The sequence below is a fragment of the Hyphomicrobium sulfonivorans genome (genome assembly GCF_013306565.1).
Taxonomy (GTDB): domain Bacteria; phylum Pseudomonadota; class Alphaproteobacteria; order Rhizobiales; family Hyphomicrobiaceae; genus Hyphomicrobium_A; species Hyphomicrobium_A sulfonivorans.
This window is the reverse complement of the sequence record NZ_PZPO01000005.1, coordinates 1-16,004: the sequence shown is the minus strand read 5'-3', so window position 1 is coordinate 16,004 and position 16,004 is coordinate 1. Positions and strand designations below refer to the sequence as shown.

14 protein-coding genes are annotated in these 16,004 nt (G+C 60.5%); 5 read left to right on the top strand and 9 right to left on the bottom strand.

Features of this window, described 5'->3' with window-relative positions; translation table 11 throughout:
- Positions 1–179: 179 nt before the first annotated feature.
- Together C6Y62_RS11560 and C6Y62_RS16460 are read right to left on the bottom strand one after the other, a co-directional pair.
- Positions 180–3,347 carry an autotransporter outer membrane beta-barrel domain-containing protein gene (locus C6Y62_RS11560; protein WP_173954042.1) on the bottom strand — a complete coding sequence of 1,056 codons (3,168 nt, stop codon included), beginning with the start codon at positions 3,345–3,347 and terminating at the stop codon, positions 180–182.
- A gap of 290 nt (positions 3,348–3,637) precedes the next feature.
- Positions 3,638–4,531 carry an AraC family transcriptional regulator gene (locus C6Y62_RS16460; RefSeq protein WP_246274645.1) on the bottom strand — a complete coding sequence of 298 codons (894 nt, stop codon included), beginning with the start codon at positions 4,529–4,531 and terminating at the stop codon, positions 3,638–3,640.
- A gap of 274 nt (positions 4,532–4,805) precedes the next feature.
- On the opposite strand from C6Y62_RS16460, the gene C6Y62_RS11550 reads away from it, so the two are divergent.
- Entirely contained in the window at positions 4,806–4,949 is a 144-nt protein-coding gene (locus tag C6Y62_RS11550; protein WP_173954032.1) for a hypothetical protein, read from the top strand.
- 202 nt (positions 4,950–5,151) lie between these two features.
- On the opposite strand, the gene arsH is transcribed toward C6Y62_RS11550, so the two are convergent.
- From arsH to C6Y62_RS11525, 5 genes are all read right to left on the bottom strand, one after another.
- Entirely contained in the window at positions 5,152–5,874 is a 723-nt protein-coding gene (gene arsH, locus C6Y62_RS11545; RefSeq protein ID WP_420844159.1) for an arsenical resistance protein ArsH, read from the bottom strand.
- Positions 5,864–6,580 (bottom strand): aquaporin, encoded by a 717-nt coding sequence (locus C6Y62_RS11540; RefSeq protein WP_173954040.1) that lies wholly within the window; start codon positions 6,578–6,580, stop codon positions 5,864–5,866. The genes arsH and C6Y62_RS11540 overlap by 11 nt, the downstream gene beginning before the upstream one ends.
- Positions 6,581–6,583: 3 nt before the next feature.
- Positions 6,584–7,099, bottom strand: coding sequence for an arsenate reductase ArsC (locus C6Y62_RS11535; RefSeq protein WP_173954039.1), 516 nt, complete (start codon positions 7,097–7,099; stop codon positions 6,584–6,586).
- Complete coding sequence (locus C6Y62_RS11530; protein WP_173954038.1) at positions 7,096–7,443, bottom strand: ArsR/SmtB family transcription factor; 348 nt, start codon at positions 7,441–7,443, stop codon at positions 7,096–7,098. The genes C6Y62_RS11535 and C6Y62_RS11530 overlap by 4 nt, the downstream gene beginning before the upstream one ends.
- A gap of 907 nt (positions 7,444–8,350) precedes the next feature.
- Positions 8,351–10,183 carry a pyrroloquinoline quinone-dependent dehydrogenase gene (locus C6Y62_RS11525; protein ID WP_173954037.1) on the bottom strand — a complete coding sequence of 611 codons (1,833 nt, stop codon included), beginning with the start codon at positions 10,181–10,183 and terminating at the stop codon, positions 8,351–8,353.
- Positions 10,184–10,471: 288 nt separating this feature from the next.
- Here C6Y62_RS11525 and C6Y62_RS11520 point away from each other — a divergent pair, with 288 nt between their 5' ends.
- From C6Y62_RS11520 to C6Y62_RS11515, 3 genes are all read left to right on the top strand, one after another.
- Positions 10,472–10,957 (top strand): cupin domain-containing protein, encoded by a 486-nt coding sequence (locus C6Y62_RS11520; protein ID WP_173954036.1) that lies wholly within the window; start codon positions 10,472–10,474, stop codon positions 10,955–10,957.
- Between the two features lie 227 nt (positions 10,958–11,184).
- Positions 11,185–11,307 carry a toxin-activating lysine-acyltransferase gene (locus C6Y62_RS16640; RefSeq protein WP_338074379.1) on the top strand — a complete coding sequence of 41 codons (123 nt, stop codon included), beginning with the start codon at positions 11,185–11,187 and terminating at the stop codon, positions 11,305–11,307.
- 33 nt (positions 11,308–11,340) lie between these two features.
- Positions 11,341–11,946, top strand: coding sequence for an imm11 family protein (locus C6Y62_RS11515; RefSeq protein WP_173954035.1), 606 nt, complete (start codon positions 11,341–11,343; stop codon positions 11,944–11,946).
- A 250-nt stretch (positions 11,947–12,196) separates the two neighbouring features.
- Here C6Y62_RS11515 and C6Y62_RS11510 read toward each other — a convergent pair whose 3' ends face one another.
- Positions 12,197–13,855, bottom strand: coding sequence for a GMC family oxidoreductase (locus tag C6Y62_RS11510; RefSeq protein WP_173954034.1), 1,659 nt, complete (start codon positions 13,853–13,855; stop codon positions 12,197–12,199).
- A gap of 74 nt (positions 13,856–13,929) precedes the next feature.
- A complete protein-coding gene (locus C6Y62_RS11505) occupies positions 13,930–14,724 on the bottom strand; it encodes an alpha/beta fold hydrolase (protein WP_173954033.1) in 795 nt (264 codons plus the stop codon).
- A gap of 150 nt (positions 14,725–14,874) precedes the next feature.
- Between C6Y62_RS11505 and C6Y62_RS11500 the strand changes: the two genes are divergently transcribed.
- Positions 14,875–15,354, top strand: coding sequence for a MarR family winged helix-turn-helix transcriptional regulator (locus C6Y62_RS11500; protein WP_246274643.1), 480 nt, complete (start codon positions 14,875–14,877; stop codon positions 15,352–15,354).
- Positions 15,355–16,004: the final 650 nt, after the last annotated feature.

Below are 16,004 nucleotides of genomic sequence, written 5' to 3'. Positions count from 1 at the left end.
CGGTCGAAATGCCGAGTTAGCAGACATCGAATGCGTGCAATTGCGAGCGAGCTCATGATTTCCAGTCAGATCCGGTTTCGACCTGAAAGCTGCCTATTGCGTGCTGACAGCCGAGACCGGGACGAGATTAATACGGCAGGCTTTGCGCCCGCCGTCGTGTCGTCGAGCACGTCGGAAGATCAGAACTTCCAGTTAAAGCGTCCGCGCAGGCCGTTGTCGGTGAAGTCGCCCGAGTACTGGCCCATGTAGGAAATTCCGAGCGTCATGTCGGGGGCGATCATTGCATCGGCGCCGATGTCGAGAAGCGCACTGTTGCGCGCCAGCGGCACGCCGCCGATCCCCATGCCGATACCCGTCGAAACAAATGCAAGTGCCTGCTGCGGGGTGATGTCGCCGAACGCATACTGCCATGCCAAGGAGGCATGCGGGATCACCGTCGTACCGCCCCACACAACCGTCGTGCCAACACGCGCTCCGAGCGTGCCATAGCCGACATCCATGCTCTGGCCACCGCTCGTCAGGCCCGCGACACCGCCGCTCTCGGTGAAACCGTCAGTGCCGACGTGCACATACGCAAGACCTGCGAATGGTTCGATCACACCCCCATGCGTGAACACCGGGTATGCTAATTCACCGAACAGCTGACCTACATCGCCGTTGTAGCTTGCCTTCTCGTTCTCGAAGAAGCCAGGAAAGATCACGTTGCGCTTGCTGTCGATGTCGTTCCACGTCCACGTACCGCCAGAGCGGAACGCGAAGTCGCCAACGCCACCACCGGCATAGCCGCCCAACACATACGAGTTGATGTCAGCCGAGCTGTAACGGCCCGCGCCGGTCGACAGCCCGGTGTACATGTAGCCCGTGGCAAGACCCGCTCGCCAGCCGCTGCCGATGTTGCCGTCCACGCCGGTAACGAAGCCGCCGAGATTGCGATCAGTCGCCGCCGCATTGCCATTGCTGTCATACTGGCCCCACGCACCGAATGCGCGGCTCCAGAACGCGACATCCCGGCCAGCTCCGGAAGCCAAGCGCTGCGCGCCGTCATAATCCGCACCCAGCGACATGCGCGACGAGGTATCAATCGTTGCGACATTCGTTGGCGCCGCTGCCGCCATCACGATCGGCTGACCACCGCCCGCAATCGCGCCGCCGTAATACGATTGAATGAGACGCCCTGTGATCGCTTCGCGAACATAGCGGCTGTCATCGGCCATGGCCGAGCCGACACTGCCATGGATCTCACCTGACAGAGCGTTGAAGGCCTGCTGGGCGTCGGCGATGCTGCCTCCCATGATTGCTGAATAGAGCGGATTGCCGGTGGGGAACTGATCGAGCGCGTTCGCCACCGCGTACTCGTTCGGCGTGCGTGCTGCGGTGGTGAACGAGTTCACGCCATCGACAACGAGGTAGACGTTGTTGGGATCGTAGTTGGGATCGTAATCGAGGCTGTAGAGGATGAACGCTGACGTTGTCTCGACCCCCTCAAATGTGCCGGTCACGCCGAAGTCGGCAGTGAGGATCGCGTATTTCGATAGGCTGGGAACACCGCTGACGAGAACCGTGCCGCCGTTGAGCGTCATGTATCCATTGCCATACAGCAGATCTGACTGCGCGCCATTCACCTCAACGGCGAAGATCGAACCCGCCTCGAACACGCCGTCAGCCGCCACCGTCAACGTGCCGATGGAATTGCCCGGTGCAACCGTACCTCCGGAGCGGACCTCCAGCCCACCGATCCAATTGTTACCGCCGAGCGTGCCGGTGCCACTTACGATGGCCTGAGTGTTACCCATGTTGCCGTTGATGTAGGCCGTACCACCGGTCACATTCATGGTGCCGCCGAAGGAATTCGAGTTCGCGGTAAAATTCGTCTTGCCGGCGAGCACATTGATTTCGGAGTTGGAGTTGCCGCCCGATATCACCGGCGCAAAATTCAAATCGCCCGTGTGGTTGAAGACAATGCTGCCGACGCCGCTGCCGAACGTAATCGTTGGAGCATTGAGCGTGCCCGCCGCAACCGCCGCATCGCCTGCCTTTGCACCGAAGACCAGCGTGCCGGTCGAGTCCGCTACAGGCGCGAGCGATATGGCGCCGCTGGTGACAACGCCGCCGTTCGCGATCGTGAGCGTGCCGATGGACTGGTCGTTCAGGCCCAGGGTTAGACCGCTGGTCGTCCAGTTCGATCCGGAACCCGATACGGTCACGGTACCGGTCTGAGGGCCGACGAAGCTGCTGGGACGATAGCCGACGACTGCTGCGCCGGTGGTTGCCGTGGCGCCGTCGAGAATTTCGAGCGTCCCACCGCCGTAGTAACCGCCGAGGGACACGCCACCACCGGAGTTAAACTGCGAGCCTGTGCCTGTGACCGTGAGCTTGCCGTTCGCGTCGAGCGAGGTCGCTCCGGTCACATCGAACACAGCCCCGTTCGAAACGATCATCGTGCCTTTATCGTATTCGCCAACGAACGCATTGCCCCCAACGTCGATCCGCGAGCCTGGACCGGATAGCACCGCGGTGTTCAACCCGCTGTTCGTCTCATAGCCCACGTAGAAGTATTGGGCGACAGATACTGTCGCGCCCTCGGTAACATTGAGGTAGCCGGTTCCGAGATAGCCGACGTACAGGCCACGGTCGACGGTAACCTGGGTGCCAGCACCACTGATGTTCGCCGTACCGACGGCGTCGTAAGAGCCGGTGCTTCCTAATGTCAGGTCTGTGGCGGTGCTCAACGTGCTGGCGCCACTAATGTTGAGAGTGCCAGTCCCTGCATAGGCGACTTCGACCTCCTGTGCGGCAGTGAGCGTGGCGCCGTTGATGAGGTTGAGCGTGCCCGTTCCGGGGACGGGGCCAGTACCGGGTATAAAATCCCCGCCTAGTGTTAAATTGATGCCGGCGTTCCAGGTCGCGTTGTCGAGGGTAACGGTACCGACCCCTGTTGCTTGCTTTCCTATAACCGTTGGAAAGCCACCGGTCGTCGTCAGCACGGCGCCGTTGCTGATCGTGACCGCGCCAGTTCCGGCGTCGCCGACAGTGAATGCGTTGGTCACGGTCCATGTGGTCCCGGAACCGGACACATTGACCGTACCGTTTCCGGTCGCCGACTGGCCTAACGTCGTGACGCTGGTCGTGACGGTGCCGGCACTCGTGTCGATATTCAATGTACCGCTGCTGGTGGTGCCGACGGTGAGAGTTTCGTTGTTCGGGAGCACGGTCGGCGGCACGTTCACCGTCGCACCGTTATTGATGACCGTCTGAGCCTGCGCGGCCGAACCTACCCCGAGCACCACCGCGATGGCGAGCGCGCTCGATTCCAGTGAGGGGAAGCGGTGTCGAAAAGCGTCGCGCATGCCGGGTGTCCCTTGAGTATGATTTTTCTCAAAAGTTTGGCTGGAGGACGCTGCCAACGCGCAATTCAGAAAACACGATCTACTCGAAGATCGACGCTGAATGTGCCTGCAGGAGATGGCTCGGCGCTCAGCGGGCCGGGTGCGCGCGAACAATTTCGGCCGACCCGGCGCTAAACGGGATGCTTTCGCACTAAAAAACGTCGGTACGTTGTTTAGACGGTGCGTGATTCGCGATGTGTTCGATATCGCACAAACGAAATGACTGTCGCGATCACGCAATATTGCTTGGACTACGAGCGCAATCGCTTCGCTATTGCGTCCTTCAAAGTAATCGAGGGAAGCTCGCCGTAGTGCTGCCTGTACATGCGCGCGAATTCACCGAGATTGACAAAATACGCGCCCGCAATTGCCGTCAGATTGGCACCAGGGCGCGCAGCAAGGATGTGGCTGCGAACAGCTTCCAGTCGTCGCTGCGCGGCCCATTGCATTGGTGTGCAGTCGAATGCGGCGCGAAACGCATACTGCAGACTCCTGCGCGAGAGCCCGGTGATCGACTCCAGCTCTGTCAACGTGATCGTGCTCGTCAGGTTGGCGTCGATGTATTCGCAAGCCAGCCGAACGACAGCTCGAGGCGTGCTCGTTTCGGGCTCAGCCGCTGAAAGCTCCTCGAAATTCAACAGTAGCGCGACGACTCTGAGCAGCGCGTCATCAAGAGCTGCTCTCTCAATCAGATGTGCGTCGCCGCCGAGCATATCCATCGTCGCAACCATGCCCTTGAGAACGTCGCCGAAATCGAAGCGACTGCCGGGCGTGTCGACGAAGCAGGGCTGCCTGAGCGAAAATCCAGTCCGGAGCGCCCTACCACCCAGCATAGCTTCAGTGACGCGATTGAAGTTGGCGGGATCGATGTCTACGGCGACAACCGAACGGGCGGTGGATTGTGCGCTGCACCCTCCCGGCGGCAAGTATAACGCACCCTTGCCCTTTCCCCACTCGAAGGTTCGCCCTCCGTGCCGCGTATCCGTAAATCCGTGCGTGGCAACCATGAGCAGTCCACTCGGCGATCCACTTGCCTCGACGTGGAATGCCGACGAGGTTAGCGCCACCAATCTTACGTTTCGGGTTTTTATGAAGGCTGACTGAGCCAAAAAGGCGCCGTCGGGCTCAGCCGAGCGATACTTCATCACCAACGAGGTACCGCGCGCCAATGCCTCCGACATGGCCTCGGCATCGTGAAACTGCACAGACTGTCGCCGGCCAAACGCGAGGGGCGGAAGAGCTTTTAGCGATCTGGTCACCGCTCTCACCTCTATCGATATAATATTTGGAGCGCGTTCGTGCCTGAAAAGAAAATTGAATAAGCCATTGGGGATCTGCACCCCGCCGGCAATCAACGGCCGACTCTATCTTTGCAAAAGCGCGGGCCCGTCGAGCGGAATCTGTCACGGATGATGAACTATGTTCGTGGAACGTGTAAAGCAGGCGATCAATACCGCGCCCCAAGTTTTCTGGCCCATGGCCTCGATGATAGGGAGCCTCGTCCGCTGCCTCGGCATAGAGGTCGATGATGCGATTGAACTCGCGGAGCAGATCGATATCTAATGGCCGTTTCACTTCAACCAGCAGACTTGCCGGCGATCATCCGGGGCGCGCCGACTACCCGCAGCGAATGGCAGCTATTGGGACGAACCGCTCGTCGTGGCGTCGTGCGGTTCTCTGCTCGTCCATCTGGCGATGGGCGCTCCCGTCAATGTGCTCGTAGCCGAAGAGATAACAGAACGAAGGTGTGAGACACGACCGTCACCTAAATCGATCGCTGATTCACCCGCTTTGAAAGCTCCTCGGCGCTTTCCTTGCGCTCGCTGTAGCGGTCGACCAAGTAGTCGGCGCGGTCGCGGGTCAACAGGGTGAACTTTACGAGTTCCTCCATCACGTCAACGACACGATCGTAGTAGGCGGACGGCTTCATGCGGCCGTCGTCGTCGAACTCCTGGAAAGCCTTCGCCACTGACGACTGGTTGGGAATGGTGATCATCCGCATCCAGCGGCCGAGCACGCGCATCTGGTTCACGGCATTGAACGACTGTGAGCCGCCGCTGACCTGCATCACTGCCAGCGTCTTGCCCTGGGTGGGGCGCACCGCACCGCTCGGCAGCGGAATCCAGTCGATCATGGATTTCATGACCCCGCTCATCGCCCCATGGCGCTCGGGCGAGCACCACACTTGGCCCTCGGACCATGCCGTCAGCTGACGCAGCTCCTGCACTTTGGGATGCGTGTCGGGTGCGTCGTCCGGCAACGGCAGGCCATGCGGATCATAGATCCTCGTCTCAGCGCCAAAGTGCTCGAGCAGCCGGGCCGCCTCCATCGCAAGGAAGCGGCTGTAGGAACGTGCGCGCAGCGATCCGTACAGCAGCAGGATGCGCGGCTTGTGCGTAGCCGTCGCCGCCAGCTTGTCTGCCGCCGGTACGTGAAGGTGCTCGTGGGCAACGTTGAGCAGATCGTCCGCGCCGTTCTCATTCATCATCGGATCCTGAAGGTCCTTCCGCCGGTGCTGTTTGTATTGCGCCGCCGGTACGGAAAAGCCACGCGGCAACCCCGAGAGCAACGACCGCGCCGATCAGCTGGGCCACCACGAACGGCACGACGTCATCAGACCGGATGCCGGTGAACGTGTCGGAGAAGGCGCGCGCCGCGGTGACGGCTGGATTGGCGAACGATGTCGACGCCGTGAACCAATAGGCGGCGGTGATGTAGAGCCCCACGTTGACGGCCACTGCTTTTGGTCTCGCAACCAGCGGCCCCAGGATGGTCAGAATGAGCCCGAAAGTGGCGACGCCCTCGGCCAACCACTGCCCGGAACCTGTACGCATCTTGCTCGACATCTGAAGCAGCGGCAGGTCAAACATGCCGTGCGCAACCAGCACGCCGGCCAAGCCACCGCACAGCTGCGCCAGCATGTAGGCAGCGGCCATGCGTGAGTTTAGCTCTCCTCGCAGCCAAAATACGCCTGAAACGGCGGGATTGAAATGCGCACCCGAAACAGGCGCCAACATGGTGATGAGCACGATCAGGATGGCGCCCGTCGGCAGTGTGTTGCCGAGCAAGGCTAGCGCGTCGTTGCCGCCCGACAGCTTGGCGCCCATGATGCCGGAGCCGATGACGGTAGCAAGCAGCAATGCGGTGCCGAGAAACTCAGCGGCGATGCGTTGGGCGGAGGAGTAGGAAGCCAAGCGTCATGCCCTCTCCACGTCGGCGGTTGTCTTGCCGATCTCGTCCAGGCGCCGCTGTAGCGAGAGCTTATCGAGGGACGCGAGCGGCAGGCTGGTGAAGATGCTGATGCGGGAACTGAGCATCCGGTAGGTCTCGGCGAAGGCAAGAGCCTTCTCGGTATCGGTACCTTCGACGGCAGCTGGATCAGGCACACCCCAATGCGCGCTCATCGGCTGCCCCGGCCAGATGGGGCACGTCTCGTTGGCGGCGTTGTCGCAAACGGTGAACACGAAATCGAGCTGGGGAGCGCCGGGCACAGAGAATTCGTCCCACGCCTTCGAGCGCAGCGCGTTCGTATCGTAGTTGAGCTGGTTCAGCAGTTTGAGTGTCAGCGGATGGACCGCTCCCTTCGGCATGCTGCCGGCGCTGAAGCCCTTGAACTTTCCCCCGCCGACGCGGTTCGTGATCGCCTCTCCCATGATCGACCGGGCCGAATTTCCGGTGCAGAGGAACAGGACATTGAATGGCTGACTGATCATTTCGACCCTCCCTTACACAACGTACGTGCCTTCTTGATTGTCGACCCGCAAAGTTCCGGCCGGCCCTGGCAGCAATCTTCGGTGAGGAAGGTGAGCAGCCGGCGCATGCCATCGAAATGGACGGCGTAGCGGATGTACCGGCCTGCGCGGGTGGCGTGGATCAGACCGGCGCGGTCAAGCTCCTTCAAATGGAATGAAGCAGCTGTCGGCGTAGCACCGACCGCATCCGCGATCTCACCGGCTGGCGAGCCCGGTGGGCCGATCTTCACGAGCAAGCGGAAGATAGCGAGACGCTGTTCATGTGCGAGCGCAGCAAGGCAGGTGACGGCGTCTTTGCTATCCATGCAAGCATACTACAAGGATTCTTGAACTATGCAAGCTATGGGGCGTGGACAACGACAGCCGCTTCTGCCCCGCGGGTCGCTACAGTCCCCGAAGGGGACGTCCAGCAGATCACTTGAGCATCGCGGAGCTCTATAATCTCGACTTCCGCTCATGGGACAAACCGACAAGCGCGCTCGTTCGAGGAGCAAGTTGGTAGAGATCAGATCCCGGTCTTCTAAACTGACTCCTGACGACATCCTGTACGCCGCCGTTGCTTTAGCTTCGGGGGAGGTTCGGCTTGGGGAACTCGCCAAACTCTGCAGGTTTCGCCACTGACGCTGAGCCGCGCTATGAATCGCAACGCTCTTTCGTAGCGCGTCGACGCTGCACACGATGGCATTCAGCAGCGATCCGTAGCTCAGATCGATGACGTGCCCTGGCTCTTATGCAGTGGCTAAGGTGGACCTGCGCAGCCCGCCGCATTCCTCGAAGGGCTATATGACCCCTTGCGCGCAGCGCTCTCCCCCGCGAGCGGGTTGTGCTCGGCGTCTCAGTTTTACGCTTAATACGGTGATCGGTCGAAATGCCGAGTTTGCGGACCTCGTGGTTCTGCCCAACGAGAACCGGCCGCGTTGTTGCAGAACGTCCGCTGTACCCTTGTCGCCGACCGATGAGGGCCACTGCGCCTCTCTTATGGACACTCGACAGATTGAAAGATTTTTGTTTGTGCCCGTGCACAGCCGGGGTCGATACCGAGAGCGAATGCGAACAAGCTCTTCGAAAATTCTGCTCGAGCTGTCGCATTGCGGCCGCCGATCGAGGAAAGGCTCGGCAGCGCCCCTTCTGCTGCGCGATGAGTTTGCGGCCGCCGCCGTCGCGCAAGCTTAGAAGCATAGGCGTGCTGCGCACCCAAGTATCAATCTGCTATCAATCTGCGTTGCGAATCTCGGAAGCGTCCTCGTTCGGCAAGCCGAAGACAATGACTGCGCCGCCCTGGCGGAAGCCCCAGATCTGACTTCCGCCTGCGGCGACGGCAACGTACTGCTGGCCATCAACCTCGTAGGTCATCGGCGGCGCATTAACGCCCGCACCGCAGTTGAAGCTCCACAGACGGGCTCCCGATCCCGCATCGAACGCGGAAAACTCTCCGTTGCCTTCACCGGTGAAAACAAGATTGCCGGCCGTCGCGAGGACACCACCGACGAGCGGCTCGTCCGTTTGCGTCTGCCATGCGATGCGGCCATTGCGCGACAGGTCGATCGCGGTCAGCGTGCCCCAGTTTTTTTCCTCCGCAGGCTCGATGATGAAGTATGGGACGGCCGGTTCATCGCCCTGCGGGGGCAGTTCCGCCGTCCTGTAAATCATCGGAATGTGCATGCCAGCGACGTAAACAACGCCGCGCTGTGCATCCAGTGATGCGGGCGACCAGTTCGAACCACCCGCCGGCCCTGGCGTGATGCGCACGCCCTGCGGCGTCGGCGGAGCGAAGAGATTGCTCTGCGGAACAAAAGCGTCGGATTTGAACAGCAGCGCGCCGCTTCGGCGATCATGTACGTAGTACCAGCCCAGCTTGCTGGCCTGCCCTACTGCTGGAAGCTTCTTGCCGTCCACCGTAGCCTCGAAAAGCGTGGGCGGACTGGCTACGTCATAGCCCCACCTGTCGTGCGGAACTTGCTGGAAGTGCCACACGAGCTTCCCAGTTTTCGAATCCAGCGCGACGAGTGCGACCGTGTAGAGGTTGTCACCCGGGCGCGTGCTGTCCTCGGCCTGAGGCGAGGGATTGCCGACACCGAAGTAGAGCAAGCCTGTTTCCGTATCCACGGCTGGTGTGTGCCATATCGATCCGCCACCGTGCCGCCACGCGTCCTCATGCTTGCTCGCGTTCGCCTTCTCGGCGGCGATGTCGCGATTGAGCGGGATGCCATCCGGCGTATCCGCGCGGAAGCTTCCCTCCCAACCTTTCTGCGTCGTTTCGAATTTCCAAACCTGTTGGCCGCTCGCAGCGTCAAAGGCTGCGAGGAAGCCCGGCTGACCGTAACGCCCGGCAACGCCAACCACGGCTCCCAGAGGTGCGCCGGCACGCGGACTGTCGAGATGGAGGCCGTAGCCCACGCCCGTGATACCAACGATGACCTTGCCGTCGTAGACCAGCGGCGCGATGACAGCCCCGGCACCCGTCGATCCCGTGATGTTTCTGGCGTTGAGCGGATCATCTGCCGCGAGCACGTTCTTGTCCTCGGTGACGTCTTCTCGCGAATTCGCCAGCGCAATGTCCCACACCGGCTCCCCCGTCCGTTGATCGAGCGCGACGAGGCGCGCATCAACTGTGGCGACGAACACCTTGCCATAGCCGATCGCTGCCCCGCGATTTGCCGGACCGCAGCAGGTCTTTTGCGACGAGCGTTTATGCTCGTAGCGCCACAGCTCCCGCCCTGTGCGCGCGTCCAACGCCACGACATGAGAGAAGGGTGTCGTCAGATACATGACGCCGTCGGCAACGAGGGGTGACGTTTGAAACGTCGCCGCTGTCCCGGTCTGATAGATCCACTTCGGTACCAGCTTCTTCACCGTGCCGGCGTTGATCTGCGCGAGTGGCGAGAAGCGCTGCTGTCCGTAGTCGCGTCCGTAAGTCAACCAATCCGAGCGATTTCCCGCAGCCGCTTTCAACTGTGTGTCATCGACCTCCGCCCCTGACGCCGGTGTTGCGACGGCGATAAGGATGGCAGCGCTGAAGGCAACAAATCCCCGAGAAAGATGCAATTCGCCCTCCAATTCTGTCTTCTTACATGTGTCTTCCTGAGATACAGCGTAGTCGGCTTCAGATATCCGAAAAGGGCGAAAAACCTACATCGCATCGGGATATTCACCCACCAAACATTGAAACCCTCTCCAGACTACGGCGCAAGACTAAGGCGCGTTCGAGCCAGGAAATTTGCCCCCGTCGTTCCAGGCAGATCGCCATTGCCGCGACCCATCACCATGGCATCAATTAGCCGGAGCACCGCTGGTTTCGCGAGCGCTGTTCACACTAGATCGAAGGAGACTTGGATGAAGGTTCTATTAGCTGGTCTGGCGGGAGCAGCTGTAGCCGCCTTGGCGAGCTTCGCTCTCGCGCCGAGCAATCAGATCGATCGCTTGACGACGACAAAGATGGAAAACTTCGAGCTGGATAGCATCGCCTGGAAAGACGAGCCGTTGCTCCCCGGCGCAGCGCAGAGCGCGCTTGTTATTGGCGATCCGAGCAAGCCCGGTGTGTTCATGGCGTATCTTAAGTTCCCGGCGAACTACGAGATACCGGCCCATACGCATCCCTTCACCGAGGTGGTCACCGTTTTGAAAGGCGCCGTCTGGAACGGGATGGGCGACAAGCTTGATCGTCAGAAGGGTGACAAGCTCGGCGCCGGTTCCAGCTTCACCCTGCCGGACAACCACGCACACTATTTGTGGAACGAGGAGGAGAGCGTGGTTCTTCTCACCGCGACGGGGCCCTGGAACATCACGTATATCAATCCCGCCGACGACCCTCGCAAATAAAAGCTCGAAAAGTGGTGCAAAGCTCTGGCGCCTCAGTCGCGTGGCAGAGCTTTGCACCATTCGTGATGCCATGAATTCAAAGGGCGCAACAATTGGCCTTGGGTTGCCGCGCGGCTGCGAGCTCAAGCCTTTGGCGCCGTTTCATGCGCTCCCTCCAAGCGCGCGCCAGTGAGCACCGCACAGCGAAGGGAGCCCAGCGCTTCCACCATTATTGACATGGCTACGACGTGATCGCTCCATTCGGCGGTGCGGAGGAACTGGTGCGCGAGTTCAAGGAAAAGGTATTTCCGAAGCGCGAGGTTCGCTACGTACGCATGGACGGCTTAGAAAAACGCGTAATCGTGGCATGAGCGACCTTGCGGTCAGCAACGGCGGAGACTCCAATGACTTGGCTTATAGATCTCGGACTTTTTCCGGTGATCGGAACCGTGGACAAATATGTTGGTATTGGCTCACCGGAGATAATTGGCCGCAACACGCCTATTCCGCAGAGCGCAGCTGACGAGCTTGCCAAGGGCTTCAAGTTCCATGCGCGTGCTGAAGGGCTGGAGCACATCATCCTGGATCAAAGCAAATATTTGATTCTCTCCGCCGAGGCGCTGGAGGCGCTCAGGCCGCTGCAGTCCGACGGTTGGCAGGCTATTCCGGTTCGTGCCGTTGGGTCAGATGCCAAAAGCAAGAAAGCCATAGCCGGCAATCCCTACTATCTCCTTGATGTATACCTTCAGATAAATGCCTTCGACGTGGCGAAGGGTAACGTTCCTCCCAAGACAATTAACAAGGGAAGTATCGTTGAGAGGATAGTCTATCGTCTTGACGATAAACACCGGAGCATAGCCGTCCGCACTGACTTGGTGGGCGGGTTAGCCATCTGGCGTGGTGATATTGAAGCTTTTGTAACTACGATCTTCGTTTCAGATGAGCTTAAGCGCCGTTGGTGCGATCTGGGTGTAACCGAAGCGCTTTTCGAGCCCTGCATCGACGTTTGATTTTTCCTTACTCGCGATCACTGACGACGTCCGCCGATATTTTCGCACCTTGCGCCCATTTGAGCGTGACAGTCGCGCCATCGACACGTTACGCGCTGGATCTTAAGGCCGCTGCGTATTTATCCCGACCGCGTCGCGCGATTGGTGTGCGACGCGGCCAGGATGCGCGCTGCTCGTATCGGCTGCCGACGAAGCGGACATACCCTCCTCGCCGCTGCACGCGGTTAGTTTGCAGTCAGTAGGTTTAGGATTACGAAGCGCCGACTCTTTGCGCCAATGGATTGACGCTGCTGGAAAGCCCGTGCGCCTGTTTGATCGCCTGCGCAGCTTGCTCGCCAATGACTGCGCAGGGGGCCTGTGTGTTGCCTGTCGTCACGCGCGGCATGATCGAGGCATCGGCCACGCGCAGCCCGTCGACACCATAAACCCTCAGCGTTCCGTCCACGACCGACATCTCATCACGTCCCATTTTAGCCGTGCAGCTCTGATGCCAGTACGTGACAGCGGCTTCGCGGATGTAGCGATCAAGTTCGCTGCCGCTCAGGTTGCCCGGCATGACTTCGCCACGAACGAATGGACGGAATGCCTGCGCATTGCCCAACGCGCGGCAGATTTCGATGCATGCCGCTGCTGTCCTTACATCGCGGGCATCTGAAAGGAAGTTTGCATCGATCACCAGCGGAGCGGTTGGATCGGCGCTTTGAAGGCGTAGTCGCCCGCGACTTTCCGGTTGTGCAAGTCCTGCAAACATTGTCCACCCATGCGCCGGTACTCCGCGCGCTGCTGTTCGCTCGCTCGGCACCGGAAATTCCACTTGGCAGAATAGCAGGTCCGGCGCGTCCAGCTCAGGTCGGCTCTTCCAGTACATCGTCGCTTCGCTGCCGCTGTTGCGCGACGGCAGCGGGTCTGACAATTCCCAGGTGCACCCGAACGAGACGTGGTCTTGCAGGTTCTGCCCGACGCCGGGCAAGTGCTGAACAACGGGAATGCCAAACCTCTGCAGTTCCGCGCGATCGCCAATCCCTGAGTGCATCAGGATCTTGGGAGTTTGGATCGCACCCAGCGAGAGAACCACTTCCGAGTGAGCGCCGATCGTTGTCTGCTGCCCATCGTACGTCAGCTCGACACCCGTAGCTCGCCGACCTTCGAACACAACCCGCCGCACAATTGCTCCGGTGAGCACGGTCAAGTTCGGCCGATCCAACCAGGGGTGCACATAGGCGCGGTAAATCGAGTAGCGCTGCCCATTGCGGACAAGCATGTCGGTGATAGCTGCGCCTCCCGGCCCCTCCATCATTGCTCCGTTAGGATGATCGAAGACCGGGACGTTGATCTCGCGCGCAGCCTCCAGCATCGCGAGCGCGATGGGGCTGGGATCGGCTGCCGGTTGCACCCAGACCGGCCCTCCGGTTCCGCGAAACTGCGGATCTGAAACGCCTTGCCAGTTCTCGATACGGCGATAGATGTCGAGCACATTCTGGTAGCTCCATCGTGGATCGCCTGCTTGCGAAGCGAAGAAGTCCCAGTCGGTGCGGTGTCCGCGCGCCCAGACCATAACGTTGATGCTCGAACCGCCGCCAAGCCCCTTGCCCATGGCCATCGGGATTTCTCGTCCGCCCAGGTGCGGATTGGGTTGCGCCTGAAAGCCCCAGTCGCGTTCGCTTCCCAGATTGGTCGGCCACAAGGCCGGGTTCAGAACGGCCTCTGCGTCATCGCTGCCGCCGGCCTCAAGCAGCAGCACTTGCACTTCGGGATTTTCCGCCAGTCGCCTTGCGATGACGGAGCCGGAGGCGCCGGCACCGCAAACGACGAAGTCATAGGCGGGCTTCAAGGCAGACGCCGCCTGCTCCGGTGCCACACGCGGGCGCTTAAAGAAATGCGGGTCTTCGAGGGAAGAAGTCGGGTCCATAATCTCACGCTCTCTTCAGTGAAGGGACGATGATGCTTTAGGCCAGCGCCTCGGCAGGCGAGGCGCTGTATCGATCAGCGCGATGCGGCAGCTCGTGATGCACCACGCGCCGCGGCGTCGATGACATCAGCCACGGCGTGGGGCTGAGTGAGAAATGGCACGTGGCTCGCATCAACTTCCGTGATCTCGGCGTGGGCGCGCTCGGCTTGCTGCCTGAGCAGGCGCGGATCAATGGCGCGGTCTTGCGTCGCGACAACTGCCCAGCTCGGCTTGGTGCGCCAAGCCGCCTGGGTGAGCCGCGTGCCGAAGATCGCCATGTTAATCGGCACCTGCGAGTCGCGCAGGAACGCCGCGTCCGCATCGCTGGTATCGCCAGCGAAGCCCGCCTTGAAACGCTCCATGTTGACGAAGCCGAAGCCATCGGGCCCAGGCTCGATCACGAATTCCGGCGGCGCCGGGATGTCCTTGAACTGATCGCCCGTACTCTCACCTGCGTCCGGGGCCAGTGCCGAGACATAGACAAGGCCCGCCACAGGCGCGTCGGCTCCGGCCTCAGTGATGACCGATCCGCCATATGAATGACCGACAAGAACACTTGGTCCGCTCTGGCGCGCCAGAACGCGACGCGTGGCGTTCACATCATCGGCGAACGATGTCAGCGGATTCTGCACAATCGAAACGCGATAGCCGCGTGAGGTCAGGATGTCATAGACGCCGCGCCAGCCGGAGCCGTCGGCAAAGGCCCCGTGAACGAGGACGACGTTGCGGACGGTCTGTGTGTCGGGAATGCGTGCAGGTTCGGCTTGGGCGCCGCTGATGATTGAGGCTGCCGTCAGTGCCGTGGCGATGTAGCGAATGGTCGGGATCATGACCTGCTCCTGATGTAATATTGCGATAAAATTTATCGCGATATCCATCCGTCTAGAGCAGGCCACACTCACTTGTCAACGCAAAACTTATCGCGATATAGTTTCGTGCTGCACCCCCGCCGGTGGCGAGGGCGGAGACAGGAGGCAAACTTGAAGAAATCCAAGGCCAAAGGCGGTGGACCGATTCCACTGGAAGATCAGCTCTGCTATTCGATCTACTCCGCAAGCATGGCGATCCAGCGGGTCTACAAGCCGCTATTGGACGAGTTGGGCCTGACCTACCCGCAGTATCTTGTACTCAATGTGCTTTGGCGCGACGACCAGCAGACAGTCGGCGCAATCGCCGATCAGCTGGGGCTTGAGTCCAGCACACTGACGCCAGTGCTGAAGCGCCTGGAGGCCGCCGGGCTGGTGCATCGTGCGCGAAATCCTGAGAACGAGCGCCAGGTGCTCGTGAACCTGACTGAAAAAGGCGATGCGTTGCGCACGGAGGCAGGCTGCTTAGGCGAAGCGCTGCTTACGGCCTCAGGTGATACCATCCAGAACTTGGCGGCTCTCAACGCTGACGTTCGCCGCCTCCGTGATGCGATCTACGCAAAGATCGGCGGGTGGAGCCTCTCTGGCGATTGAGGCGCGATGCCGGGCGCTAAAATTTTCTTGCCGATTGGGCTTGTTCCGACATCGATGACTTGCTGTCCACCAGCGGCCAGCAAAGACGAACGCTTAACTGTTCATGCGGACTGTACGAGTTGCGACGCACGCTCTCCGCAAATCGACTGATCGGCAGCATTGCACATCGCGCCCTTGCCCAGGGTACCGCTCACTTGAGAACGCGGGGGCCGATAGTTTGTGACTGCCGTTGTGGCGATGTCGAGTTTGCAACGTGAACCTCTCGGAGCGGTGACCAACAACCACCAAGAAATGCAGCGTTGGTCATCGCGGTAAGCGGCCATACAGCTTGGTGACCCTACCACGCGACCTTCACGCCGATTTTGCCATCGTAGGCGTTCGCCGATGCCGACAAGATATGACGCGTTGGCATAGATCGCTGCGCCGTCGCCGATGTCAGTCGAGAAGCCGGTGTTGATCTCGAACGTCGTGCCACCCATGTCGGCCGCGAATGGAATAAGCCCGTCTCCCGTACCCGCACCCGTCAGAACTTCCAGTTAAAGCGTCCGCGCAGGCCGTTGTCGGTGAAGTCGCCCGAGTACTGGCCCATGTAGGAAATTCCGAGCGTCATGTCGGGGGCGATCATTGCATCGGCGCCGATGTCGAGAAGC